This is a genomic window from Amycolatopsis sp. CA-211722, assembly GCF_056828465.1.
Genome location: NZ_CP184752.1, coordinates 6,927,477 through 6,950,912, shown reverse-complemented (window position 1 = coordinate 6,950,912; position 23,436 = coordinate 6,927,477). Strand labels below are relative to the sequence as shown.

The 23,436-nt window shown below is 69.6% G+C and carries 23 protein-coding genes; 12 read left to right on the top strand and 11 right to left on the bottom strand.

Translation table 11 applies throughout. The annotated features are described in order from the left end of the window. Window positions 1-15: 15 nt before the first annotated feature. From ACOCEP_RS32765 to ACOCEP_RS32730, 8 genes are all read left to right on the top strand, one after another. On the top strand, window positions 16-1,347 hold the full coding sequence (locus ACOCEP_RS32765; protein WP_482333097.1) for a GH1 family beta-glucosidase: 1,332 nt from the start codon (window positions 16-18) through the stop codon (window positions 1,345-1,347). A gap of 162 nt (window positions 1,348-1,509) precedes the next feature. Then, window positions 1,510-2,985: an amidohydrolase family protein gene (locus ACOCEP_RS32760; protein ID WP_482333096.1), complete on the top strand. Its 1,476-nt coding sequence runs from the start codon at window positions 1,510-1,512 to the stop codon at window positions 2,983-2,985. Next, window positions 2,982-4,124, top strand: a complete 1,143-nt coding sequence (locus tag ACOCEP_RS32755; RefSeq protein WP_482333095.1) for a M20 family metallopeptidase — start codon at window positions 2,982-2,984, stop codon at window positions 4,122-4,124. The genes ACOCEP_RS32760 and ACOCEP_RS32755 overlap by 4 nt, the downstream gene beginning before the upstream one ends. Before the next feature lie 31 nt (window positions 4,125-4,155). Then, window positions 4,156-5,040, top strand: coding sequence for a GNAT family N-acetyltransferase (locus ACOCEP_RS32750; RefSeq protein WP_482333093.1), 885 nt, complete (start codon window positions 4,156-4,158; stop codon window positions 5,038-5,040). Further along, a complete protein-coding gene (gene menC / locus ACOCEP_RS32745) occupies window positions 5,037-6,143 on the top strand; it encodes an o-succinylbenzoate synthase (RefSeq protein ID WP_482333091.1) in 1,107 nt (368 codons plus the stop codon). Before ACOCEP_RS32750 ends, menC begins: the two co-directional genes overlap by 4 nt. Before the next feature lie 76 nt (window positions 6,144-6,219). Then, window positions 6,220-7,890: a PucR family transcriptional regulator gene (locus ACOCEP_RS32740; RefSeq protein WP_482333090.1), complete on the top strand. Its 1,671-nt coding sequence runs from the start codon at window positions 6,220-6,222 to the stop codon at window positions 7,888-7,890. 143 nt (window positions 7,891-8,033) lie between these two features. Beyond that, entirely contained in the window at window positions 8,034-9,302 is a 1,269-nt protein-coding gene (locus tag ACOCEP_RS32735; RefSeq protein ID WP_482333089.1) for an MFS transporter, read from the top strand. 175 nt (window positions 9,303-9,477) lie between these two features. Further along, window positions 9,478-10,392, top strand: coding sequence for a serine hydrolase (locus ACOCEP_RS32730; RefSeq protein ID WP_482333088.1), 915 nt, complete (start codon window positions 9,478-9,480; stop codon window positions 10,390-10,392). Here the strand turns inward: ACOCEP_RS32730 and ACOCEP_RS32725 are convergent. Continuing rightward, window positions 10,361-10,555: a hypothetical protein gene (locus tag ACOCEP_RS32725; RefSeq protein WP_482333087.1), complete on the bottom strand. Its 195-nt coding sequence runs from the start codon at window positions 10,553-10,555 to the stop codon at window positions 10,361-10,363. The genes ACOCEP_RS32730 and ACOCEP_RS32725 overlap by 32 nt on opposite strands. Window positions 10,556-10,662: 107 nt before the next feature. On the opposite strand from ACOCEP_RS32725, the gene ACOCEP_RS32720 reads away from it, so the two are divergent. Then, entirely contained in the window at window positions 10,663-11,109 is a 447-nt protein-coding gene (locus tag ACOCEP_RS32720; protein ID WP_482333086.1) for a VOC family protein, read from the top strand. A gap of 28 nt (window positions 11,110-11,137) precedes the next feature. Here ACOCEP_RS32720 and ACOCEP_RS32715 read toward each other — a convergent pair whose 3' ends face one another. Both ACOCEP_RS32715 and ACOCEP_RS32710 read right to left on the bottom strand, forming a co-directional pair. Then, window positions 11,138-11,785 (bottom strand): response regulator transcription factor, encoded by a 648-nt coding sequence (locus tag ACOCEP_RS32715; RefSeq protein WP_482333084.1) that lies wholly within the window; start codon window positions 11,783-11,785, stop codon window positions 11,138-11,140. Further along, window positions 11,773-12,972, bottom strand: coding sequence for a sensor histidine kinase (locus ACOCEP_RS32710; protein WP_482333083.1), 1,200 nt, complete (start codon window positions 12,970-12,972; stop codon window positions 11,773-11,775). The genes ACOCEP_RS32715 and ACOCEP_RS32710 overlap by 13 nt, the downstream gene beginning before the upstream one ends. A gap of 75 nt (window positions 12,973-13,047) precedes the next feature. Here ACOCEP_RS32710 and ACOCEP_RS32705 point away from each other — a divergent pair, with 75 nt between their 5' ends. Beyond that, complete coding sequence (locus ACOCEP_RS32705) at window positions 13,048-13,374, top strand: putative quinol monooxygenase (RefSeq protein ID WP_482333081.1); 327 nt, start codon at window positions 13,048-13,050, stop codon at window positions 13,372-13,374. Here ACOCEP_RS32705 and ACOCEP_RS32700 read toward each other — a convergent pair. Beyond that, window positions 13,358-14,221, bottom strand: coding sequence for an alpha/beta fold hydrolase (locus ACOCEP_RS32700; RefSeq protein WP_482333079.1), 864 nt, complete (start codon window positions 14,219-14,221; stop codon window positions 13,358-13,360). The genes ACOCEP_RS32705 and ACOCEP_RS32700 overlap by 17 nt on opposite strands. Before the next feature lie 110 nt (window positions 14,222-14,331). On the opposite strand from ACOCEP_RS32700, the gene ACOCEP_RS32695 reads away from it, so the two are divergent. Continuing rightward, entirely contained in the window at window positions 14,332-15,240 is a 909-nt protein-coding gene (locus ACOCEP_RS32695; RefSeq protein ID WP_482333078.1) for an AurF N-oxygenase family protein, read from the top strand. 1 nt (window position 15,241) lies between these two features. Continuing rightward, window positions 15,242-16,747, top strand: coding sequence for an FAD-dependent oxidoreductase (locus ACOCEP_RS32690; RefSeq protein ID WP_482333076.1), 1,506 nt, complete (start codon window positions 15,242-15,244; stop codon window positions 16,745-16,747). Window positions 16,748-16,936: 189 nt separating this feature from the next. On the opposite strand, the gene ACOCEP_RS32685 is transcribed toward ACOCEP_RS32690, so the two are convergent. The 7 genes from ACOCEP_RS32685 to ACOCEP_RS32655 all read right to left on the bottom strand — a co-directional run bounded on the left by ACOCEP_RS32685 (window position 16,937) and on the right by ACOCEP_RS32655 (window position 23,314). Then, a complete protein-coding gene (locus ACOCEP_RS32685) occupies window positions 16,937-18,160 on the bottom strand; it encodes a cytochrome P450 family protein (RefSeq protein WP_482333075.1) in 1,224 nt (407 codons plus the stop codon). Window positions 18,161-18,261: 101 nt separating this feature from the next. After that, a complete protein-coding gene (locus tag ACOCEP_RS32680) occupies window positions 18,262-19,215 on the bottom strand; it encodes a PDR/VanB family oxidoreductase (RefSeq protein WP_482333074.1) in 954 nt (317 codons plus the stop codon). Between the two features lie 15 nt (window positions 19,216-19,230). Beyond that, entirely contained in the window at window positions 19,231-19,980 is a 750-nt protein-coding gene (locus ACOCEP_RS32675) for an SDR family NAD(P)-dependent oxidoreductase (protein WP_125695144.1), read from the bottom strand. After that, window positions 19,977-20,471 (bottom strand): aromatic-ring-hydroxylating dioxygenase subunit beta, encoded by a 495-nt coding sequence (locus ACOCEP_RS32670; RefSeq protein ID WP_482333072.1) that lies wholly within the window; start codon window positions 20,469-20,471, stop codon window positions 19,977-19,979. Before ACOCEP_RS32670 ends, ACOCEP_RS32675 begins: the two co-directional genes overlap by 4 nt. Further along, window positions 20,464-21,759, bottom strand: a complete 1,296-nt coding sequence (locus tag ACOCEP_RS32665) for an aromatic ring-hydroxylating oxygenase subunit alpha (RefSeq protein WP_482333071.1) — start codon at window positions 21,757-21,759, stop codon at window positions 20,464-20,466. The genes ACOCEP_RS32670 and ACOCEP_RS32665 overlap by 8 nt, the downstream gene beginning before the upstream one ends. A 5-nt stretch (window positions 21,760-21,764) precedes the next feature. Continuing rightward, the gene (locus ACOCEP_RS32660) at window positions 21,765-22,136 is read right to left on the bottom strand and encodes a hypothetical protein (protein ID WP_482333070.1); all 372 of its coding nucleotides are present in this window, start codon (window positions 22,134-22,136) and stop codon (window positions 21,765-21,767) included. Window positions 22,137-22,174: 38 nt separating this feature from the next. Further along, window positions 22,175-23,314 carry an acyl-CoA dehydrogenase family protein gene (locus ACOCEP_RS32655; RefSeq protein ID WP_482333069.1) on the bottom strand — a complete coding sequence of 380 codons (1,140 nt, stop codon included), beginning with the start codon at window positions 23,312-23,314 and terminating at the stop codon, window positions 22,175-22,177. Window positions 23,315-23,436 lie beyond the last annotated feature (122 nt).

Sequence of the window (23,436 nt, the reverse complement as noted above, 5' to 3'; positions counted from 1 at the left end):
ACAGAGAGGTCCGCCTTGAATCCGCACCTGCCCGCCGATTTCCTGTGGGGCGCGGCCACCGCCGCGTACCAGGTCGAAGGCGCCGTCGACGCCGACGGCCGCCTCCCGTCCATCTGGGACGATTTCGTCCGGGTCCCGGGTGCCGTCCTGAACGGCGACACCGCCGACGTCGCCTGTGATCACTACCGGCGCTGGCCGGAGGATCTCGCCATCATGAAGAAGCTCGGCCTCGACGCCTACCGCTTCTCGGTCGCGTGGCCGCGGGTGATCCCGGCCGGTCGCGGCGCGGTCAACACGGCCGGTCTGGACTTCTACGACCGGCTCGTCGACGCGTTGCTCGAAGCCGGGATCCGGCCGTTCGCGACGCTGTTCCACTGGGACTTGCCTTCCGCGCTGGAGGGCGGCTGGCCCGAGCGCGACACGGCGTACGCCTACGCCGACTACGCCGCCGTCGTGGCGGCCCGGCTGGGCGACCGGGTGAAGGACTGGAACACGGTCAACGAACCGCTGTGCTCGGCCTGGCTCGGCTACCTCGAAGGACGTTTCGCCCCCGGCGTCAAGGATCTCAAGCAAGCCGTCCACGCGTCGCACCATCTCCTGCTCGCGCACGGACTCGGGGTGCGGGCGATCACCGCGAACGCCGTCCAGCCCGCCAACATCGGCCTCGTGGTCAATCTCAGCGGGATCGAGCCCGCGTCGGATTCGACCGCGGACGTCGAGGCGGCGGCGAGGATGGACGGGCACGTCAACCGCTGGTGGCTCGACCCGTCGAACGGCCGTGGGTACCCCGCGGACATGATCGAGGTGTACGGCGTCGAACCACCCGTGGTCGGGGACGACCTGGAGGTGATCTCGGCGCCGGTCGGCTTCCATGGGCTGAACTACTACTTCCGGCAGATCGTCGAGGACGATCCGGACGGTCCGGCCCCGCGTGCCCGCCAGGTGCCGGTCGAGGGCGCGGCCACCACCGCGATGGGCTGGGAGATCCACGGACAAGGGCTGGCGGACCTGATCCACCGGCTAGCCAACGAGTACGGGGCCCGCGCGATCTACGTCACCGAGAGCGGGGCGGCCTTCGACGACAAGGTCGCCGAGGACGGGTCGATCCACGACGCGGACCGTATCGCCTACCTGGAGGAACACCTGGGCGCGGTGGCGGGTGCCGCTGAAGCGGGGGCACCGGTGAAGGGCTACTTCGCCTGGTCGTTGCTCGACAACTTCGAATGGGACAGCGGGCTGAGCAAGCGGTTCGGGCTGGTGCGGGTCGACTACGACACGCAGGTCCGCACGGTCAAGGCGAGCGGGCACCGGTACGCGGAGATCATCGCGGAACACCGGAACCGCTGAGGGCTCGTGAGTGGTGAGGACGGTTCTAACCGTCCTCACCACTCACGAGGGGTTCGTGTGGGCGGATGGATCGAGGGGGCCGGATTCGTCGCGCGGTACGAACGGACGTCCGCCGAAACCTCCTAGGGTCGCCAGGGAAGAGGCGATCCTAGGAGGCGAAGCATGCGGACACTCTTGCGTGGCGGTCGTGTCATCGATCCGGCGACGGGGTTCGACGGCACGGCCGACGTGCTGGTAGCCGACGGGGTGGTCACCGCCGTCGGCGAGGGGCTGACCGCGGAGGCGGGCGACGTGGAGATCGACGTCGGCGGGCTCGTCGTGGGGCCCGGTTTCGTCGACCTGCACAGCCACGTGCACACCATCGCCGGCCAGCGGCTCCAGGCGATGGACGGCGTGACGACCGCGCTCGACCTCGAAGCCGGGTTGATGCCGATCGAGCGGGCCTACGCCGAGGCGGCCGCCGCGGGACGTCCGCTGCACTACGGCTTTTCCGCGTCCTGGGGTGCCGCGCGGGCGCAGGTGCTCGCCGGGATCGAGCCCGACGCGAATATCGACAGCGGCCTCGCCGTACTCGGGAACCCGGTGTGGCAGAGGTCTTCGTCGCCGACGGAGCTCGCCGCTTGGCTGTCCCTTGTGGACGGTGAGCTGGCGGCGGGCGCGCTCGGCGTCGGTGTGCTGCTCGGCTACGCGCCCGACACCGACCCCGGCGAGTTCCTCGCACTGGCCAGGCTGGCCAAGGAGGCCGGGGCGCCGACGTTCACCCACGTCCGAGAACTGGTCGAGGTGAACCCGGAGACACCGATCGACGGTTCGGCCGAGATCGCGATCGTCGCGGCCGAGACCGGTGCCGCGATGCACCACTGTCACGTGAACAGCACCTCCGGCCACCAGATCGAGCGGGTGCTCGCGGCGCTCGAAGCGGGCCGGGCGGCCGGGTCGCGGGTGACCGTCGAGGCCTATCCCTACGGGGCGGGCAGCACGGGGATCGGCGCCGCCTTCCTGTCGCCCGAGCGCCTGAAGATGAAGGGACTGTCCCCGTCCAGCGTGATCATGCTGGAGTCGGGGGAGCGCATCGCCGATGAAGGCCGCCTGCTCCAGGTGCGCGCCGAAGATCCCGGCGCGCCCTGCATCCTGGAGTTCCTCGACGAAAGCAGCCCGCACGACCTCGGTCTGCTGCGCCAGGCGCTCGCGTTCCCGGACGCCATCGTCGCCAGCGACGCGCTGCCCGTGTACTGGAAGAACGGCACCAGCGAGAGCACCGAATGGCCACTGCCGCCCGGTGGGGCGACCCATCCGCGCACGGCCGGGACCTACGCCAAGACGGTGCGCCTGATGGTGCGCGAGAGCAAGGCCTGGACCTGGCTGGAGGCGTTCCGCCACTGCTCCTACCTGCCCGCGCGGGTACTCGACGAGGTCGCCCCCGGGGCACGGGCCAAGGGACGGCTCGACGTCGGTGCCGACGCAGACATCGTCGTGATCGACCCGCACGCGATCACCGACGCGGCCACGTACTTCGACCCGACCAGGCCTTCCGTCGGTGTCCGGCACCTGTTCGTCTCGGGTGTCCCGGTCGTCACCGACGGGAATCTGTGCACGGACGCGTTCCCCGGCAAGCCGCTGCGGGGTGAGCCGCGATGAGCGACCTGCTCGCGGACATCGAGACGCTCGTCCGCTGCGAATCGCCGTCGTCGGATCACGAAGCGGTGGCCCGCAGCGCCGAGGTGGTGGCTGGACTCGGCCGGAGACTGCTCGGCGTGGATCCGGAGCGGATCGTCGTCGACGGAGTCACCCACCTCCGGTGGAACTTCGGCGCCGGACCGCCGCGTGTCCTGCTGCTCGGCCACCACGACACGGTGTGGCCGCACGGTTCGCTGGAGACCCATCCGTTCTCCGTGCGGGACGGAGTGCTGCGCGGACCCGGCTGCTTCGACATGAAGGCGGGGGTCGTGATGGCGCTGCACGCCGCCGCGACCGTGCCCGATCGCGACGGACTGTCCATTCTGGTCACCGGCGACGAGGAGATCGGCTCGCCGACCTCACGCGCGCTGATCGAGGAGACCGCCGCGGGATGCGACGCGGCGTTCGTGCTGGAAGCCTCGGCCGACGGTGGCGCGCTGAAGTGCCGCCGCAAAGGCGTTTCCCACTACCTTGTGGAGGTGACCGGCCGCGCCGCGCACGCCGGACTCGAACCGGAAAAGGGCGTCAACGCGGGTATCGAGATCTCCCACCAGGTCCTCGCGGTGGCCGAGCTCGCCGATCCCGACGCCGGGACCAGCGTGACCCCCACCGTCGTCTCGGCGGGAACGACGGTCAACACCGTTCCGGCGGCCGCGCGCGTGGCCGTGGACGTCCGTGTCCGGAGCGAGGCGGAACAACTCCGCGTCGACCAGGCCATCCGGGAACTCCGCCCGGTCTTGGCGGGCGCCGAGGTCCGGGTGACCGGCGGGATCAACCGGCCGCCGCTCGAAGCGGGGTCGTCGGCGGGATTGTTCGCGCTGGCTCAGGACTTGGCGGACGAACTAGGCCTCGGAGAGCTGGTTTCCGCGTCGGTCGGCGGTGCCTCGGACGGCAACTACACCGCCGGAATCGGTGTCCCCACCCTCGACGGCCTCGGCGCCGTCGGCGGCGGGGCCCACGCGGATCACGAACACGTCGTCGTCGCGGAACTGCCGCGTCGCACCGCTTTGCTGGCCGCGCTCGTGGAGAACGTGCTCGCGAAACGGGATCCGTCCGGTGCGACGAAACGGGCGGGCGAATCTGGTGCGGCACGACGGTGACTCGGCCGTCGTGCGGGGAAAGGATTGCCCCGTGACAAATCTTGCTACGAACGCCGACAGCCCGGCGCCTGCCGTGGTGCGCGAAGAGGCCGTCGCCGCGGCGCGGGCCGCGGCGGTGGCTTCGGGCGTCGACATTCGCGAACTGACCGAAATCGCCGATCTGGCCGCGGTGGTCGACCTGTTCGAGTCGATCTGGCGGTCCGGGCCGGGCGGCAGGCCGGTCAGCACGGAACTGCTCCGCGCGATGTCCACGGCCGGCAACTACGTCGCGGGCGCGTTCGCGAACGGTGAGCTGCTGGGTGCCTGTTTCGGTTTCTTCGGGAACCCGGGAAAGGCGAGCCTGCACAGTCATATCGCCGGCGTGGCCAACGCGGGCGCGGGCCGCGGGATCGGGCACGCGCTCAAACTGCACCAGCGCGGCTGGGCACTGCGGCAGGAAGTCTCGGTGATCACCTGGACGTTCGATCCGCTGGTGCGGCGCAACGCCTACTTCAACCTCGGCAAACTCGGCGCTCGCCCGATCGGCTACCTGCGCGACTTCTACGGTCCGATGGAGGACGACATCAACGGTTCGGGCGACACCGACCGGCTGATGGTCGGCTGGGACCTCCGGAGCCCGGAGGTCCGCGCCGCCGCCTCCGGTGAACCGGTCCTCGTCGACGCGGAAGCGCTGGTCGCGGCGCGGGCGCTCACGGTCGGCCCCGACGGCGGCCCGAGGATCGGATCCACCGACGGGCCGACCGTCCTCGTCGCGGTCCCGCCCGACATCGAGCGGTTGCGCCGCACCGATCCGGGTCGCGGCAGCGCGTGGCGCGTCGCCCTACGCGAAGTCCTCGGCGGACTGATGGCGGACAACGCCCGGGTCGCCGGTTTCGATCGTGCCGGCTGGTACGTGATCTCCAAGGAGCAGTCGTGAAACTCAGCGGTGTGGAACTGCGTCGGGTCCGGATGCCGCTCGTGGCCCCGTTCCGGACGTCGTTCGGAACCCAGTCCGAAAGGGAACTGCTGCTCGTCCGCGCGGTGACCCCGGCGGGCGAGGGCTGGGGCGAATGCGTGGCGATGGAGGCGCCGCTCTACTCGTCGGAGTACAACGACGCCGCCGAGCACGTGCTGCGGCACCATCTGATCCCCGCACTGCTGGCCGCCGAGGACGTGACCGCCCACAAGGTGACGCCCTTGCTGGCGAAGTTCAAGGGGCACCGGATGGCGAAGGGCGCGTTGGAGATGGCGGTCCTCGACGCCGAACTCCGCGCGCACGAACGGTCCTTCGCGGCGGAGCTGGGGTCCACCCGGGACTCCGTGGCCTGCGGGGTCTCGGTCGGGATCATGGACTCGATCCCGCGTCTGCTCGACGTCGTCGGCGGCTACCTCGACGAGGGTTATGTCCGGATCAAGCTGAAGATCGAACCCGGCTGGGACGTCGAGCCGGTCCGCCGGGTGCGTGAGCGCTTCGGTGACGACGTGCTGCTCCAGGTCGACGCGAACACCGCGTACACCCTGGGCGACGCGCCGCTGCTGGCCAGGCTCGACCCGTTCGATCTGCTGCTGATCGAACAGCCGCTCGAAGAGGAGGATGTGCTCGGCCACGCCGAACTGGCGAAACGTATCCGGACCCCGATCTGCCTCGACGAGTCGATCGTCTCGGCGAAGGCCGCCGCGGACGCGATCAAGCTCGGCGCGTGCCAGATCGTCAACATCAAACCGGGTCGCGTCGGCGGGTACCTCGAAGCCCGCCGGGTGCACGACGTCTGCGCGGCGCACGGGGTCGCGGTGTGGTGCGGCGGGATGATCGAGACCGGGCTCGGCCGGGCGGCCAACGTCGCGCTGGCCTCGCTGCCCGGTTTCACGCTGCCGGGTGACACTTCGGCGTCCGGCCGGTTCTACCGCACCGACATCACCGAACCGTTCGTGCTCGACGCCGGGCACCTGCCGGTGCCGACCGGACCGGGGCTCGGTGTGACTCCGATTCCCGGCCTGCTGGACGAGGTCACCACGGAGAAAGCGTGGATCGGTTCGTAGCGGGCCACGAATTCCGGGGCTAGATTTGGTCGGATCGGACCGGTCGGTCCGACCACGCCGGGTTTAACTTCGGGGGGTGCTGACACCGGTGCCCAGCAAGCCGCACACGAGCTTGGGACGCGTCCTCGAAGACCTCGGGGACGTGCTCCTGGAGCCGGTCGCGGTCGGCCGGACCACCCGCAAGCAGCTCGGCGGGGTGGTCATCCACGATCCGCACGACGAATCCGAAATCCCTGGCGGGGCCGTCGTGCTCGGCGTCGGGGTGCGGGATCAGGACGAGGTCGTCCGCCTCTTGCACGACGTGGGTGCCAGAGGCGCGGCGGCGCTCGTCGTCCGGTCTCCCGTCACCCCGGCGCCGGAACTCCGGCGAGCCGCGGAGTCGTCCGGGGTCGCCCTGCTCGGGCTCGCGCGCGGCGCTTCCTGGGCGCAGCTCGCCGCCCTGCTCCGGACCCTTCTCGCCGAGGAGGACGTCGGCGAGGTCTCGCCGCAGACTCTCGGCGGGATGCCTTCGGGTGATCTGTTCGCGCTGGCCAACGCGATCGCCGCGCTCATCGACGCGCCGGTGACCATCGAGGATCGCAACAACCGGATTCTCGCGTTCTCCGGACGCCAGGACGAAGCGGACCCGTCCCGGGTGGAGACGATCCTCGGCAGGCAGGTGCCGGAACGGTTCGCCCGTGGTCTCGAACGGGACGGCGTCTTCGAGAAGCTGTACCGGGACCAGACACCCGTGTACGTCGATCCGCAGCGGTACGACGACACGGCCATCGCGCTTCCCCGCGTCGCGCTCGCCGTCCGCGCCGGCGACGAGGTGCTCGGCTCGATCTGGGCGGCGGTCCGGGAACCGCTCAGCGGGGAGCGCACCCAGGCGTTGATCGACGCCGCGAAACTCGTCGCGTTGCACCTGCTCCGGTTACGCGCGGGCGCGGACGTCGAGCGGCGGCTGCGCGCGGACCTGGTGAGCACGGCACTCGAAGGGGGTGCCGGCGCGCCGGAGGCCATCGCCCGGCTCGGGCTGCTGGGCCAGCCCTCGATCGTGCTCGCGATGGGCCTGCTCGGCGCACCCGACCCCGAGGACGATCTCCGGCTCGTCGCGGACCGTCAGCGGGTCGCCGACGCGCTGGCCATGCACCTGAGCGCGGTCCAGCCTCGTTCGGCCGTCGCGCTGGTCGGCGACGTCGCCTACGGCATCCTCCCGATGCCCGGCGGTCAGACCGACTGCCAGGAGCGTTCGGTGCGGGTCGCGTCGACCTTCCTGGAGCGCACGGGCCGCCGGGCGGCGGCCGCGATCGGCATCGGACCGCTCGTGCTCGACGCCTCCGGGCTCCATGCCTCCCGCGACGGCGCGGACCGGGCGTTGCGCGTGCTGCTCACCAACGGCGGCGCCAGACGCGTCGCGACCGCCGAAGACGTCCACGTCGACGCGCTGATGCTGGAGCTGGCCGACCTCGCCGCGGCCAGAGGCGACGTCGCGACAGGACCGGTCGCGCGCTTGCTCGCCTACGACGCTCAGCACCAGTCACAACTGGTGCACACCCTTCGATGCTGGCTCGACGCCTTCGGTGACATCGGGGCCGCGTCCGCGTCGGCCTACGTCCATCCGAACACCTTCCGCTACCGGCTGCGGCGCCTCGCCGAGGTCGGCGACATCGACCTCGACGACGCGGGGGAGCGGTTCGCCGCGATGCTGCAATTGCGGCTGCTGCCCCGTGACGCGCGGACCGGGCCGCCGGCCCCCGAAGACTGAACTTGGTCTCCCGGCCCGAAACGACGGGCCGATGTTCGTGAGATCGCACGAACTCCGCCCGGCGACCGCGTTTCAGAATGAGTGATCGGCGCCACGCTCGCGCCGGTCTCCCTTTCTCTCCCGAAGTTTCCCGCGGAGGCGCCATGACGGCAGTGGTCGACGAGGACACCTGGACAGCACGGCGGATCAACCGGACGGCGCTCGTCACGATGGTGGTGATGGTGTGCGCGTGGGCGGTCGACTACATCGACCGGTTCTCGATCGGGATGGCGCTGCCGATGATCGGTGCCGAGTTCGAGCTCAGCAAGACCGAACAGGGCTGGCTCGTCACCGTGTTCGCGCTGGTGTACATGGTCTGCCAGATCCCGGCGGGTTTCCTCGCCGACCGATACGGCTCGCGGGGGCCGATGCTGGTCACGCTGCTGCTCTGGTCGGTGTTCACCGCGATGACCGGGATGGCGGGCACCTTCGGCATGCTGCTCGTCGTCCGCGGGCTTTTCGGTGTGTGCCAAGGACTTTTCCCGGCGGCCTCGTTCAAGGCGATCGCCGAACGGACCACCCCCGGCAATCGCGCGACGGTGACCGGCGTGATGCTGTCCGCGGGCGGGATCGGCGCCGGCCTGGCGCCGCTGATCGTCGGCCCGCTGTTGATGGCGCTCGGCTGGCGGCACACGTTCTTCTGGATGGCGGGGGTCGGCGCGCTCATCGGCGTCGCCGTGTGGACGATCCTGCCCAAGGCATTGCCCGAACGGCTGAGCAGTCTTCCGCGCGACGTGGCCGAAACCCCGGAGGTGTCCCGGAAACAGGTGCTGAAGTCGCCGGTGATCTGGAAGTTCACCCTGCTGTTCTGCGTCACCAACATGCTCAACTACGGGATGATCACCTGGGTGCCCAGCTATCTGCTGGAATCGAGGGGGCTGTCGTTGAGCCAGACCGGGATCCTGGCCGCGATCCCGATGCTGGTCAGCATTGGCACGACCATTCTCGGCGGCTGGCTCTTCGACCGGTACTTCCACGATCACGGCCGGTGGTACCTCGGCTCGATCGCGCTGGTGACCGTGGTGCTGCTGACCTTGATGGTGAACGCGGACAGCACCGCGGAGTTCACCCTCTACGAGACGCTCGCCCTCGCGGTGTTCGGCATGGCGACGATGGCCGTTTTCGGCCTGCCACTGCGGGTGCTGCCCACGGCGGTCACCGGGATCGGCATGGGCGTGATGAACTTCGGCGGCCAGGTGGCGGGCGCGGTCGCCCCGGTGGCGATGGGGTGGCTCGCCGACACGTTCTCCTACACCGCCGCGTTCGGTTTCCTCATCGGCACGACGTTCCTCACCGCCGTGATGGCGTTCTGGGTGCCGCAGAACCCGGGGCAGTTCTCTTTCGCTCCAACGAAATCCAGCTCGGCCTCGTGAGTGTCCGGTGGTTCGGCGCGACACGGCGGGCTCCCGACCACCTGGACCCCATGGCCACCTGCCACGTGAGCCACCGGGAGACGTTGCGAAAGCCACTTTCGCAACCTTCAACGTTGCGAAAGCCACTTTCGCAACACCGCTCCAGCCCACCTCGCCTCGATCAGACAGGAGTCCCATGCCGACCGAGTCCGAAGTCATCGAAACGATCACCGAACGAGCGAAGGAGGCCGGCGTCCGCGTCCGGTTGCACGCGGCCGAAATCGACGGCACCCGGCGGATCGGCGTCGACGAGCACGCCCCCGTCGTCACGGCGTCGGTCTTCAAGGTTCCGATCGCGCTGGAACTGGCGAAGCAGGGCGCCGAGGGCGGGCTCGACCTCGGCGAGCGCGTCACCGTCCCGCCTGGACACCCCACGCCGAGCCCGTACGGCCTCGCCACGTTCCGGCACGAGATCTCGATGTCCTGGTACGACCTCGCGATCCTGATGATCGGGATCAGCGACAACGTCGCCACCGACCTGATCCTCGACCGCGTCGGCAAGGAATCGGCCGAGAAGACGTTGCGCGGCCTCGGTTTCGAGCACACCACCGTGTCACAGGACTGCGGGGAGGTGCTCCGCGGTATCGGCGAGGACCTCGGGATCTCCTACGAGGACGACGAAAAGGTGCTGACCGAACTCCCGATGGAGCGCATCGCGGCGTTGCGCGCGCTCCAGCCGGAGCACAGCTGCGCCACCACGGCCGAAGAGATCACCCGGTTGCTCGGGATGATCTGGCGGGACGAGGCCGCGTCGCCCGCCGCGTGCGCGGACGTCCGGCGCTGGATGGAACTCCAGGTGTGGCCGCACCGGCTCCGGTCCGGATTCCCGGACGACGGGATCCGCGTCAGCGGCAAGACCGGGACACTTCCGTCGGTGCGCAACGAGGTCGGCGTGGTCGAGTATCCCGATGGCGGCCGGTACGCGGTCGGGGTTTTCACCGACGCCGTCGACGCGCGGTCCCGGGTGCCGGAGCGGGACGCGTTCATCGGGTTCGCCGCGGCGCGGGCGGTCGACTGGCTCAGGCTTTCCGCCGGGCCAGGCGGCGAATGATCAGCAGCACGATGCACACGATCGCGAGGGCACCGGCGATCATGCGGAAGGTGTAGTCCATCCCCGCGAACTGACCGACGGCGTTGGTCGCCGCGCTGACGAGGAGGATGAGCCAGAGGGAAGCGGTGACCACGGTGCCGCCGGACTTTTCTGTTTCGTTCATGGGAAAGACGCTACGGTCGGGCAGGACGGGCGAACAGGGGAGTGGCCCCCGTCGCGAGGTGGTGCTGGCGCTACCTCCGCGACCGAGCCGAGCGAAGGAGGCCCAGCGTGGGGATCCAGCGGATGGACAACGTGCTCATCGTCGTCGAAGACCTTGACGCGGTCATCGCGTTCTTCGTCGAATTGGGAATGGAACTGGAGGGCAAGGGACCACTCGACTGGCCGGAGGCGGAACGGGTGATCGGGCTCGAAGACGTCGGCCAGGATATCGCGATGCTGCGGGTGCCGAACGGGCACGGGCGGGTCGAGCTGGCGAAGTTCCACCGGCCGAAGGCCATCGCCCCCGAGCCGAGGGACGCACCGGCGAACACGCTGGGCCTGCGCCGGATCATGTTCGCGGTGGACGACATCGAGGACGTCGTCGCCCGGCTGCGTGGCCACGGCGCGGAACTCGTGGGTGAGGTGGTGCGGTACGAGAACATCTATCGGCTCTGTTACGTCCGCGGTCCCGAGGGGATCGTCGTCGGGCTGGCGGAAGAACTCGGCGGCTCCTGAGGCTGGTTTGGGATAGCCGCCCAGGACCTCAGCCCTTCCCGCCCAGATAGGCCAGCACCGCCAGGACCCGCCGGTGCCCGCTGTCCTCCGGCAGCCCGAGTTTCGCGAAGATGTTCCGGATGTGCTTGTGCACCGCGCCGTCGCTCACCACCAGGAGTTCGGCGATGGTCGTGTTGTTGTAGCCCTCCGCCATCAGCCCGAGCACCTCGCGCTCCCGCGCGGTCAGGCCTTCGAGCGGGTCGGTGGCCCGGCGGTGCGCCATCAGCTGGGTGATGACCTCGGGGTCCATGGCCGTCCCGCCCTTGACGACCCGGTCCAGCGCGTCGAGGAACTTCTCGACCTTCCCGACCCGCTCCTTGAGCAGATACCCGACCGCGCCTTTGCCGTCGGCCAGAAGTTCCGCCGCGTAGCCGGTTTCGACGTGAGCGGACAGCACGAGCACCGGAAGCCCGGGATACATCTTCCGCGCTTTGACGGCGGCGCGGAGGCCTTCGTCGGTATGGGTCGGCGGCAGCCGGACGTCGGTGATCACCGCGTCGGGCCGGTCCTCGGCGACGAGTTCGAGGAACTCCTCCACGTCGTCCACCGCCGCGGCGACGTCGATGCCCGAGGTGTTCAGCAGCATCACGAGGCCTTCGCGCAGCAGCGCGTCGTCCTCGACGATCACGACCCGCATGGCAGCTCCACTTTCACTACGGTCGGCCCACCGGCGGGGCTGGACAGTTTCAGGGTCCCGTCGAACGCCTCGGCCCGTTTGCGGATTCCGGACAGACCGCTGCCCGCGGCTTCGTCGGCGCCACCGCGGCCGTCGTCGCGGATCTCGATGAGCAGGGTGTCGACGGTGCCGTCGAGGGTGATCCAGGCGTGTTCGGCGCCGGAATGCTTGGTGATGTTGGCCAGCATCTCGGCGACCACGAAGTAGGCGGCCGCTTCGACTGCGGCGGGACGGCGGCTTCGGCTGCGAACGTCCACAGTGCACGGAACCGGGCAGCGGTCGGCCAGCGCGGTGACGGCGCCGTCGAGGCCGCGGTCGGTCAGCAACGGCGGGTGGATGCTGCGCACGACGGTCCGGAGTTCGGCCAGCGCCCCGGTCGCGGTGTCCTGCGCCTTGCCGAGCAGTTCGCGCGCCCGCTGCGGGTCCTTCTCGAAGAGCGAATCGGCGATCCCCAGCTGCAGCACCACCGCGGCGATCCTCGCCTGGGTCCCGTCGTGCAGGTCCCGTTCGAGCCGGCGGAGTTCGGCGCCGTGCGCCTCCAGCGCGGCGGCACGTGACGCGGCCAGTTCGACGACGCGGTCGGTCAGCACGACCCCGGCCGCCGGCGCGAGCAGCCGGCGTGCGACGGAGGCCTGCCAACGGGCCACGCGCGGGAACAGGAAGACCAGCGCGATCATTCCGACGCCGGTGATCACGCTGAGCGCCGCCAGCGGCCACGAGGTGACGAAGAACCCGAGCGAGGTTTCCACTCCGCCGGGCACCGTCGGCCACACCAGTGCCGTGACGATCTGCCGGAGCCCGCCGAGCGGCAGCGCGATGGCGAAGATGCCGAGGACGAAACCGGTGGCACCGTGGAAGACGAGCCAGCCCAGATCCCGTCGCGAGGCCGGGTCGGTCACCGGGTTCCCGGACCGGTACGGCTCGGGGATCGGCTCGCCGAGCAGGCGGGCGGCCCGGCGGCGTTCGAAGCCGACCGGACGCCGGATCAGCTGGAGCGCGACGGGCAACGCCGGGATCCCGACCCCGAACGGGCACATCAGCAGCACGAACAGCATGCCGACGAGGACGAACCAGGCGAACATGGAGGAGGCCGCGCCGACCGCCAGGTACCGGATCGCGGACCAACAGGACCGGAGCCGGGTGATCACCCCGTCAGTCTTTCATCCGGCCATCCGCGGCCTCGGAGCGGAGCGCGCGAAGACCCGCTTTGCGATACTCGGACCATGATCCTGATCGTTCTCAAAGCACAGATCCGCCCCGAGAAGCGCACCGAATGGCTCGCGGGTATCGAGCGCTACACGCAGCAGGTGCGTAGCGAACCGGGCAACATTTCGTTCGACTACTACCAGAACGCCGGCGAGGAGAACGAATTCGTCCTCGTCGAGGTCTTCGCCGACAGCGCCGCCGGTGACGCCCACGTCGCCACGCGGCACGCTCAGGAGTTCTTCCCGTTCATGGCGACCGTCGTCGCCGAGAAGCCCCGGATCAACTACCAGAACCTCGACGGCGACGCGTGGTCGGAGATGGCCGAGGTCACGCCGGTCGACTAGCGGCCTCCGTGGCGGTGCGGTCGATGATGGCGGCGAGCGTCGTGGCCGCTTCTTCGGGCACCCAGTGGCTGACGCCGGTCAGGATTTCGAGCCGGTAGGCGGCGTCGACGTACTGGCCGGCGAGTTCGGCGCTGCGCCGGGACAGGGCGGTGTCGCCGTCGCTCCAGACGTGGGTGGCCGGCACGGTGACCCGGGCGCGGAGGGCGGCCGGGTGGGTGAAAACCATCGCGCGGTACCAGTTCAAGCCGCCGCTGAGGGCGCCGCCGCGGACGATGTCCTGGCGGACCTGGCCGATCTGGGCGGGTGTCATCCCGGTGCCGGCCAGCGTGCGTTCCAGTACGCGTGGTCGGCTCCGGATGGCGAGTTCGGGCAGCCAGGGAAGCTGGAACAAGAACATGTAGTACGACCGGACGAGCTGGTCGCTGCCGAGCATCGCGCGGAGGAACGCCCCAGGATGGGGGACCGACACGGTGGTCAGGGAGGTGACCAGGTCGGGTCGCCGGGCCGCGGTCGACCAGGCGGCGACGGCACCCCAGTCGTGCCCGACGAGGTGGACCGGCCCGGAGCCGAGGGTGTCGATGAGGGCGACGGTGTCGGCCACCAGACGGCTGGATCGGTAGGCGAAGCGGCCCCGCGCGCGTGCGCGGGGTGAGTAGCCGCGCTGGTCGGGCACGATCGTGCGGTATCCGCGCTGGTGGAGCAGGGCGGCGGTGTCGGCCCAGGAGGCGCCGGTCTGCGGGAAACCGTGCAGCAGGACGACGACGTCGCCGTCGAGCGGGCCGGTGTCCCGGACGTCGAAGACGAGTCCGTCGCGGTCGAAGGTGGCGATGCGGCGGGGCGCGGTCATGGGCGGATTTCCCCTTCTTTCGTGGACTGCTCGTATATGTTACCTTGAGTAACAGTGAATCGCGGTAACAGGTAGCCGCGCACTCTGTCGACGTCGTCAGGGAGGTCCGTATGACCAGCACCGATGTGCCACGAACGGCCGGGGCAGGCCGCCACGAGACCGCGCAGCGGCTCCTCGATTCGTCCGCGATGCTGTCCTACGACCCGGCCACCGAGGTGGACTGGGAGACGCCGCTGGACAAGGAGTTCCACGGCGCCAGCCCGGAGTGGAGCACGCTCTACGGCACGAGCTACTGGGCCGAGATGAGCCCGGAGCAGCAGAAGGAGCTCACGCGCCAGGAAGCCGCTTCCGTGGCGAGCACCGGGATCTGGTTCGAGATGATCCTGCAGCAGATGGTACTGCGCGACTTCTACGCCAAGGACCCGACCGATCCGGCGTTCCAGTGGGCGCTGACCGAGATCGCCGACGAATGCCGTCACTCGATCATGTTCGCGCGCGGCGCGGCGAAGCTCGGCGCGCCGCCGTACCGCCCGCGCAAGCTCGCCGTCGAACTCGGCCGGATCTTCAAGGCGACGGCCAGCGGCGAAGCGGCGTACGCGGCGATCCTCGTCGCCGAAGAGGTCCTCGACGTCATGCAGCGCGACTGGATGCGCGACGAGCGCGTGGTCCCGTTCGTGCGCACCATCAACAACATCCACGTGGTCGAAGAGTCCCGGCACATGAAGTTCGCCAGGGAGGAGACGCGTGAGCAGCTGGAGGGTGCGGGTTTCCTTCGCCGCCGGGTGAACGCGCTGGTCATCGCGATCGCGTCGTACTTCATCGTCAGCAGCATGATCAACCGCGACGTCTACAAGCACGCGGGGCTCGACACCAAGCGCGCGTTGCGGGAGGCGAAGGCCAACGAGCACCACAAGTCGATGATGCGGTCCAGCTGTGCCGGGCTGATGGAGTTCCTCGGCTCGTGCGGCCTGCTGACCCGCCCCGCGCTGGTGTTCTACAAGCGGGCGAACCTGATCTGACATGGCCTTCGCGATCACCCAGACCTGCTGCAACGACGCCACCTGTGTGTCGGTCTGTCCGGTCAACTGCATCCATCCGACGCCGGACGAGCCCGATTTCGGCACCACCGAGATGCTCTACGTCGATCCGGACACGTGCATCGACTGCGGGGCCTGCGCCGACGCCTGCCCGGTGGACGCCATCTTCCCGGCGGACCTGCTGACCGGACCGCTGCAGGTCTACGCGGGAATCAACGCGGCCTTCTACGCCGACCGCGAGCCCGTCGCCTCGGTGGATCCGGCGCCGAACTTCCACCGGTGGAGCCCGCCGACGTTCGACCGGGCCATCCCGAGCGACTTCGCGCCGCCGGACATCGCCGTCGTCGGCACGGGCCCGGCCGGGATGTACGCGGTGGAAGACCTGCTTCTCCACACGAACGCGCGGGTCACGCTGATCGACCGGCTCCCGGTCGCCGGCGGGCTCGTCCGCTACGGCGTCGCCCCGGATCACCCCGCCACGAAGCGGATCGGCGAGACGTTCTCGCGTCTTCACGAGCACCCGCGGCTGAAGATGCGCCTGGGCACCGAGATCGGCCGCGACGTGTCGGTGGACGAGCTGGCCGGACGGCACGACGCCGTCGTCTACGCGGTCGGCGCCTCGTCCGCGCGCCGGCTCGGCGTCGACGGCGAGGATCTGCCCGGCAGCATCGCCGCGACCACCGTCGTCGCCTGGTACAACGGCCATCCGGACGTGCCCGCGAACGCGGTCGACCTGTCCGCGGAACGTGTCGTCCTGGTCGGCACCGGGAACGTCGCGCTGGACGTGGCCCGGATCCTCACCGCCGACCCCGACGACCTCGCCGGGACGACGATCGCCCCGCACGCCCTGGAACGCTTGCGCACCAGCAAGATCCGGGAGGTCGTGCTGCTCGCCCGGCGTGGACCGGAGGACGCGGCGTACACGTCTCCGGAGTTGCTCGCCTTGGCGGGACGCGCTGGTGTGCCGCTCGTAGTGGATGACGCCGACCCGCGTACCACGGCCGCGATCGACGCGGGCAGCGGCAAGGCGGCGCTGCTGCGGGAACTCGACCGGGAGTCTGTGGACTGGACCGTGCCTCCGGAGTCCGACGCTCGCCGGATTGTTTTGCGGTTCCACTCCGCGCCCACCGAGATCGTCGGCGACACCCAGGTGCGCGGCCTGCGCGTCACGGGGCAGGACGGGCCGGCGGAGATCGCCGCCGGTCAGGTCGTCCGTGCTGTCGGCTATCGCGGAGTCCCGGTGACGGGGCTGCCGTTCGACGACGACCGCGGCACGATCCCGAACACGGCCGGTCGCGTCGACGGGCGCGGTGGCGCGTATGTGGTCGGCTGGATCAAACGCGGTCCCTCGGGCGGAATCGGCGCGAACCGCACTTGTGCGCGGGAGACCGTGGCGACACTGCTGGAGGACATCACGTCCGGCGCGCTTCCGGTGCGGGCGCGGCGATCGCCGGTGGCCGCGTTGGCTTCGCGGTTCCGCGGACGATGACACGACGGTTTCCTTGCTGTCCTGCGTGGGGTGAAGGCTCCCTTCGCCGCATCTGATGCGGCGAAGGGAGCCTTCACCCCGGCTGGATACGGGTCGTGGGCGGCGATTCAGCTCAGAACCGTCAGGCGCGGCGTGCGCAAAGGCGTGACTCACGTGAGTGCGGCACAGGGCGATCAGCCGGCACCCGGGCTACGGGGCTGAATCCGGGCGCTTGAGCGAGACCGGCAGCGATCGATGGCCGTTGGAGATGAACGAGTCGAGATGCCGTAAGGCTTCCGGCGACGCCGCGAGGGTCATGTCGGGGAAACGCTCGAACAGGGCCGGAAGGGCGATCGCCGCCTCCAGCCGGGCCAGCGGTGCGCCGATGCAGAAATGCGCGCCGTACCCGAACGCGATATGCGCTTTGTCCTTCCGCGCCACGTCGAACGCGTCGGCGTCGTGCCCGTGCAGCGCCGGGTCCCGTCCGGCGGCGGCGTAGCCCGCCAGAATCGCGTCGCCCTGCCGGATGACCACATCGGCGACGGCGATGTCCTCGACGGCGTAGCGCAACGGCAGGTTCGCCACGGGAGCCTGCCACCGCAAGGTTTCCTCGATCGCGTCGGTCCAAGAGACCTGCCCCGCGCGGAGCGGAGCGAGCTGATCGGGATGGGTCAGCAGCGCGGTGATGGCCTGGTCGAGGAGATTCACGGTGGTTTCGTGACCGGCCGAGATGAACAGGATCAGGGTGTCGATCAGTTCGGTTTCGTCGAGCCGGGCGCCATCGTCCTGCGCGGCGATGAGCGCGGTGGTGAGATCGCCGCCGGGGTTCTCCCGCTTGGCGGCGACGAGCTCGGTGAAGATCGAATGGATGTCCTGATAGGCGGCCAGCATCGCCTCCTGGCTCGCCGAAGTCCGGAAGAAGACGTCGACCGAGTGCCGAAGTCTGCCGCGGGCCGAGTCCGGTACGCCGAACAGGTGGCAGATCACTTCGATGGGCACTGGATAGGCGAAGCTCTCCCGCAGGTCCACGGGTTCGTCGGCGGGCAGGGCCGCGAGCCCGTCCAGCAGATCGGTGACGATCCGGGTGATCCAGGGCTCCAGCGTGGCGATCCTGCGTGCCGTGAAGGCCTGCGTCACGAGCGAGCGGAGCCGTTTGTGGTCGGCGCCGTAAGCGGTGAACATGTTCCGCACGTTGACCCACACCAGCAACGGCCAGTCCGCGCTGACCTCGGCCAGCGCCGGCCAGTGCCGGCGGGCGTCCTTGGACACACGCGGGTCGCTGAGCAGGTCACGCAGGAGTTCGTAGCCGGTCACCGACCACGCCACGACACCGCCCGGCAACTCGACCCGGGTGATCGGGCCTTGTTCGCGCAGTCGTTCGTTCTCGGCGTGGATGTCTTGGCCGTTCGGGTCCAGAACCAGGGGACGCGTCACCGGGGATCACCCTTTCTCGGCGGAGCGGACCGGGTCCAGCCTGCCAGCGGCGCCCGTCGCCCGGCTATTCGCCAAACGGTGGGCGCCCGAACGGTGGTCGTTCAGTACAGCTCGATGACGAGCCGGTCGGTGAGCGCGCGCGAAACGCAAAGTGCCATCTGGCCTTCGCGGTCGGCCGCGGTCAGGCAGTTGTCCCGATGATCCGGGGTGCCTTCGAGCACGCCGGACACGCACGAGCCGCAAATCCCTTCCTCGCAGGACTTGAAGACCTCGATGCCGTTGTCCTCGAGCACCGCCAGGATCGATTTCCCGGCCGGTACCTCGAATTCCTCGCCGGTGTCGAGTTCGACGGTGAGGGGACGGTCGGCCGACGTGCCCACCTCGGCGGCATCGAAATGTTCGACGTGCACATGGTCCGCACCGACGACCGGGCCGAGCACGTCGCCGACCTGTCGCATGAAACCGTCGGGGCCACAGGTGTAGACGTGGGTCGACGGGGTCAGTCCCTCGGCGATCGTCCGCAGCACGGCGGGATGTTCGCCGCGCGGGACGCCGAAATGCGGCCGGACCCGGTCGGCGAACTCGACCCGTTCTTCCAGCAGTTCCACGAACGCCGCGGTTTCCCGCGAGCGAGCGAAGTAGTGCAGCTCGAATTCGCTGCCCCAGGTGTAGAGCTCGTAGGCCATCGAAAGCAGCGGCGTGATGCCGATACCGCCGGCGACGAGGACGTGCCGGTCGGCGTCTTCGGCGACGGTCAGCAGATTGCGCGGCTCGCTGACCTTGAGGTGGTCGCCGACAGAGACCTGGTGCATCGCCACGGATCCACCGCGCGATGCCGGTTCCCGTTTGACCGCGATCAGGATCGAACGCGGGTCGTCGGGGGCGCCGCACAGCGAATACTGCCGCAGCACCCCCGTCGGGCCGACCACGTCGACGTGCGCACCGGCCCGGTAACGGACGCGCAGCGGCTCGTCGTCCTGCCGGACCAGCCGCAGGGTACGGATTTCCGGTGTCTCTTCGGTGATTTCGACGACGCGGAAGAGGACGTTCGTCATCTGGATGCCTCCTGGTCAGCGCATGAACAGGCCGCCGTTCGCGTCCCAGCAGGCGCCGGTGACGGAGGCGGCTTCGGGGGAGGCGAGCAGCGCCACCATCTCGGCGATGAACGTCATGCTGCCCAGCCGTCCGACCGGGATGCCGGCCGTCAGCTTCGCGAGGTTCTCCTCGCCGACGATGCGGTGGACCATGGGGCTGTCCTGCGGTCCGGGGGAGACCGCGTTCACCGTGACTCCCCGTGCGGCGAGCTCGCGGGCGAACACCTTGGTCGCCGTGAGGATCGCGCCCTTGGAGGACGCGTAGTGCCCGCCGGTCGAGGTGCCGCCGTTCTGCCCGGCCAGCGAAGCCAGGTTGACGATCCGGCCGTATCCGGCTTCGGCCATGTGCGCGCCGAACAGCTGACAGGCGTGGAAGGTGCCGTTGAAGTTCACCGCCATCACCTCGTCGAGCTCCTGCGGCGTGATCTCCAGCAACGGTCGTGCCTGGGTGCGGGCGGCGTTGTTGACCAGCACCTGCACCCCGCCGAAGTCGCCCAGCACCGACGCGAGCAGCTGGTCGATGTCCGGGCGGCTGGCGACGTCGACGCGGTAGCTCTGGGCGTGCGCCCCGGTCCGGTCCAATTCGGTCGCGAGCCGTTTCGCGGCCGCCTCGTCGAGGTCGGCGATCGCCACCCGGTGACCACCGCTGTGCAGGCGCCGCGCGATCTGCTCGCCGAGCCCGGTCGCGCCGCCGGTGATCACGGCGACCGGCGCGTTGCCGCTCACAGCAGGAATCCCGCGGCGGGAACGGCTTCGTCGGCGTTGACCAGCCGGACGACCTTGCGGGCGAAGCGGTCTTCGCCGGCACTGGCGCCGAGGCGGACGACGTAGTCGACGTCCGCGGCCCAGAGGTCGTGACGGCCGCGTTTGTACGCCACGATGATCTGGGCGGCCTTGAGCGTGACCGACCGGTCGTCGACGTCCGTGGGGAGGAAACGCGAGACGGTCCGCACGGTGATCGCCGAGTCCACCGCGGCGATCGCGTAGCCCTCGGTCATCCGCCGCACGCGCAACCCGCGCATCCGGGCGTCGTCGTGGACCATGTTGAGGACGTCGTCGAAATCCTCGGCGTCGCGTTCGATCGGGATGACGTACCGCGCGTCGTCGGCGTAAAGCCCTTGCCAGGTCTCGTAGTCCTTGGCGTCCAGCAGCGCGGCCTCGCGCCAGGCCAGCTCGATCGCGCGGACCACCCGCGGATCGGTGAGGGTCTCAGTCATCGCTCATCATCCGCTTCCATTGGGCGTACGCCGCCCGCATCCCGGTCTCGTCGGTGACATGGCTGGTCGGCCAGCCTTCGGCGGAGGGCTTTTCGCGACCCAGACCGCGGTTGACCATGATCGGCAGTTCGGGTGCGCCCTGGGCGCCGCGCTGCACCCGGTCCCAGCCCTCGGAGTCGTCCGGGGTGCCGAACCCGAACGGACCCTGGAAATGTTCGTGGGCGCGTAGCCGCTCGCGGTTGACCGGCCCGACGATCTCGGCCGGGCCGTCGCTGCCGAGGGCGACGTGCTCGATGACGGTCTCGTCGACGCTGATCGGCCGCAACACCCGGAAGAACGAGATCGACATCGACACGTTCGGGAACAGGTTGAGGTTGAACCCCGTGCCGTGCACGGCACGGACGAGCCTGCGGATCTCGGCCTCGTCCGCCCCGGCCTCTTTGAGCCGGGCGACCAGGCCGTCGAACCGCGGCTGGAGCGGTTCGCTGCCGTCGTCCGCGTCCAGGTCGGAGTGTTCGGGGACCATCTGCATCACCGAGTGGCCGTTGCCCAGGTCGTGGGTGACCGCCGTCGGATCGGTCATGAACGACATCATCTCGGCGGTTTCCGCGTCGACCGAGGCCATCCAGGAGCGGTGCACGATGGGGAAGTGGTACCCGTCGGTGGTGTTCTCCAGCTGGATCTTCCAGTTGCCCCGGTAGGTGAACCGGTGGGTGCCGAGCACCTTCACCGGGTAACCGCCGCCCTGCGCCATGAAACGATCGATCCACAGCTTGACGTCGCCGAGGAAGTCGGCCAGCGGCTCGGCGTCGGCGTTCAGGGTCGCGAAGATCATCCCGCCGTAGGACTCGGTGCGCAGGGTCTTCAGGCCGAGATCCGCCTTGTCCATCACGCCCTCGTACCCGTCGGGGTACGGGATGCCGCGCAGTTTGCCGTCCAGCCCGTAGGACCAGGCGTGATAGGGACAGGTGAATCCGTTGGCGTGGCCGCTCTTCTTCTCACAGAGCGACGCGCCCCGGTGGCGGCAGCGGTTCACGAGAGTGCGGATCTCGCCCTTGCGGTCCTTGGTGACGATGACCGGATGCCGTCCGACATGGGTCGACTTGAAACTGCCGGCCTTGGGCAGTTCCGATTCGTGGGCGACCCAGATCCAGGACCGCTCGAAGATCTTCGTCATCTCCTGGTCGAAGATCTTCGGGTCGGTGTACATCCGGCCGGCGACCCGGTCGCCGAGGACGAGGTCCGCGGGCGGCAGGTCGTACACGGTGGCGGCGGTGAAGTCGGTCATCGCGATCAGCCCCGGTATTCGCGCGGAGTGAGGGCGCGGCCGATGCGGGCCTCGATCTTGGCGTACTTCCACAGCTTCCACGGGCTGTCGCCGACCGGGGTGGTGCGCAGGAAGTCGCACGCCTTCTTGACGGTCTCCTGCGTGTCGACGTCGCAGAGCAGGTAACAGGTCCACGGCCAGCCGTCGGACGGGCCGACCATATGCGAGTCGTCGTCGATGTCGCCGATGAAGTCCACGCCGGGCAGGCCCTTGATGCCGTCCATCAGCGCGACGAAGGCGGTCCAGACGTCGCCGGCGGCGACGCCGTCTTCGGGCAGGTCGAAGAAGTTCTGGTTGATACCGATGCAGAACAGCACGCGCAGCGGGGTATCGCTCATGGTGGTGGTCCAACTCCTCGTCAGCGGTCGGTGGTGGGTCACTGGAAGCCGGGAACGGTGGGCGGATGGCCCATCAGCACGGCACCCGCGGCGTCGTACATGGCCGGACCCAGGAAGGCGTGCTGCTGCGGGACGAGCGCGTCACCGAGCAGCCATTGCAAAGGGTGGTCGTTGGCGATGGCGCCCGTCCCGGACAGGCCGATGACCCGGTTGACGGTCTCGGCGGCGGTCTTCGCGAGATGGGTCGAGGCCAGCCGCAGGTGGGCGTTCTGGTGCGGCGCCACGGGATCGCCGTCCAGCACGGTCTGCCACGCCTCGTCGGTGACCTCGTAGAAGTACGCGCGCGCCGAACGCATCGTCGCCTCGGCTTCGGCCAGACCCGTGCGGTAGTAGGCGCGGTCGGCGAGTTTCGGCGCGCCCGTGACACCCGAACGTCCGCTGCCGACCTCGGTCGCGAAGTCGAGCGCCGCGCGGGCGACACCCGCACCGACGACCGCCAGCACCTGGGAGGCGTAGGCGAGGGTGGGGTAGCGGTACAACGGCTCGTCGATGGTGGGTTCACCGCCGCGGATGAACGTCCATTCGCGTGGCACCTCGACCTTGTCGACGACCAGGTCGAAGGAACCGGTGCCCTTCATCCCGACGACGTCCCACTCCTGAACGATCTCGACCTGCTCGGGCCGCAGCAGGGCGGTGCGGGGCTTTCCGGCGGTCGTGTCGTCGCCTGGGATCCCGACGCCGAGGATGTCCGCACCCATGCAGCCGCTCGCGAACTTCCAGCGCCCGTCGACCAGGAAGCCGGAGGCGGTGGGCTCGGCTCGTTGGACAGGGAAGAGACCACCGGCGAAGCACACGTCGGGACCGTCGGCGTAGAGCTCGGCCTGCGTCTCGACGGGCAGCGCCGCGAGGTAGACCAGCGCGGAGCCGAAACTGGCCACCCATCCGGTGGATCCGTCGACGACGGAGATCCGCTCCACCATCCGCAGGAATTCGGCCGGGGGCAGGGGCCTGCCGCCGAACCGTTCGGGCGTCGCGGACCGGTAGACGCCTGCCGCCTTGAGCCGGTCGACGAAGTCGCGCGAGACGTATCTCTGGTCCCGGAACTCCTGACGGCGCTCGAGGAGTTCGGCCAGGACATCGTCGAGTGTCACGGCCGGGCTCTCCTGGATCTGGGCCATCGGGCGCTCCTCGCGTCGTAGGGAAGATGTCTCCGACGCTAGGGATCACCGCCGCGGGTGGCCATTGGTCATTGCCTGCCGGCGGCCGGGGATTCCCACGCAGAGGGGTAGGGGAAATCCTT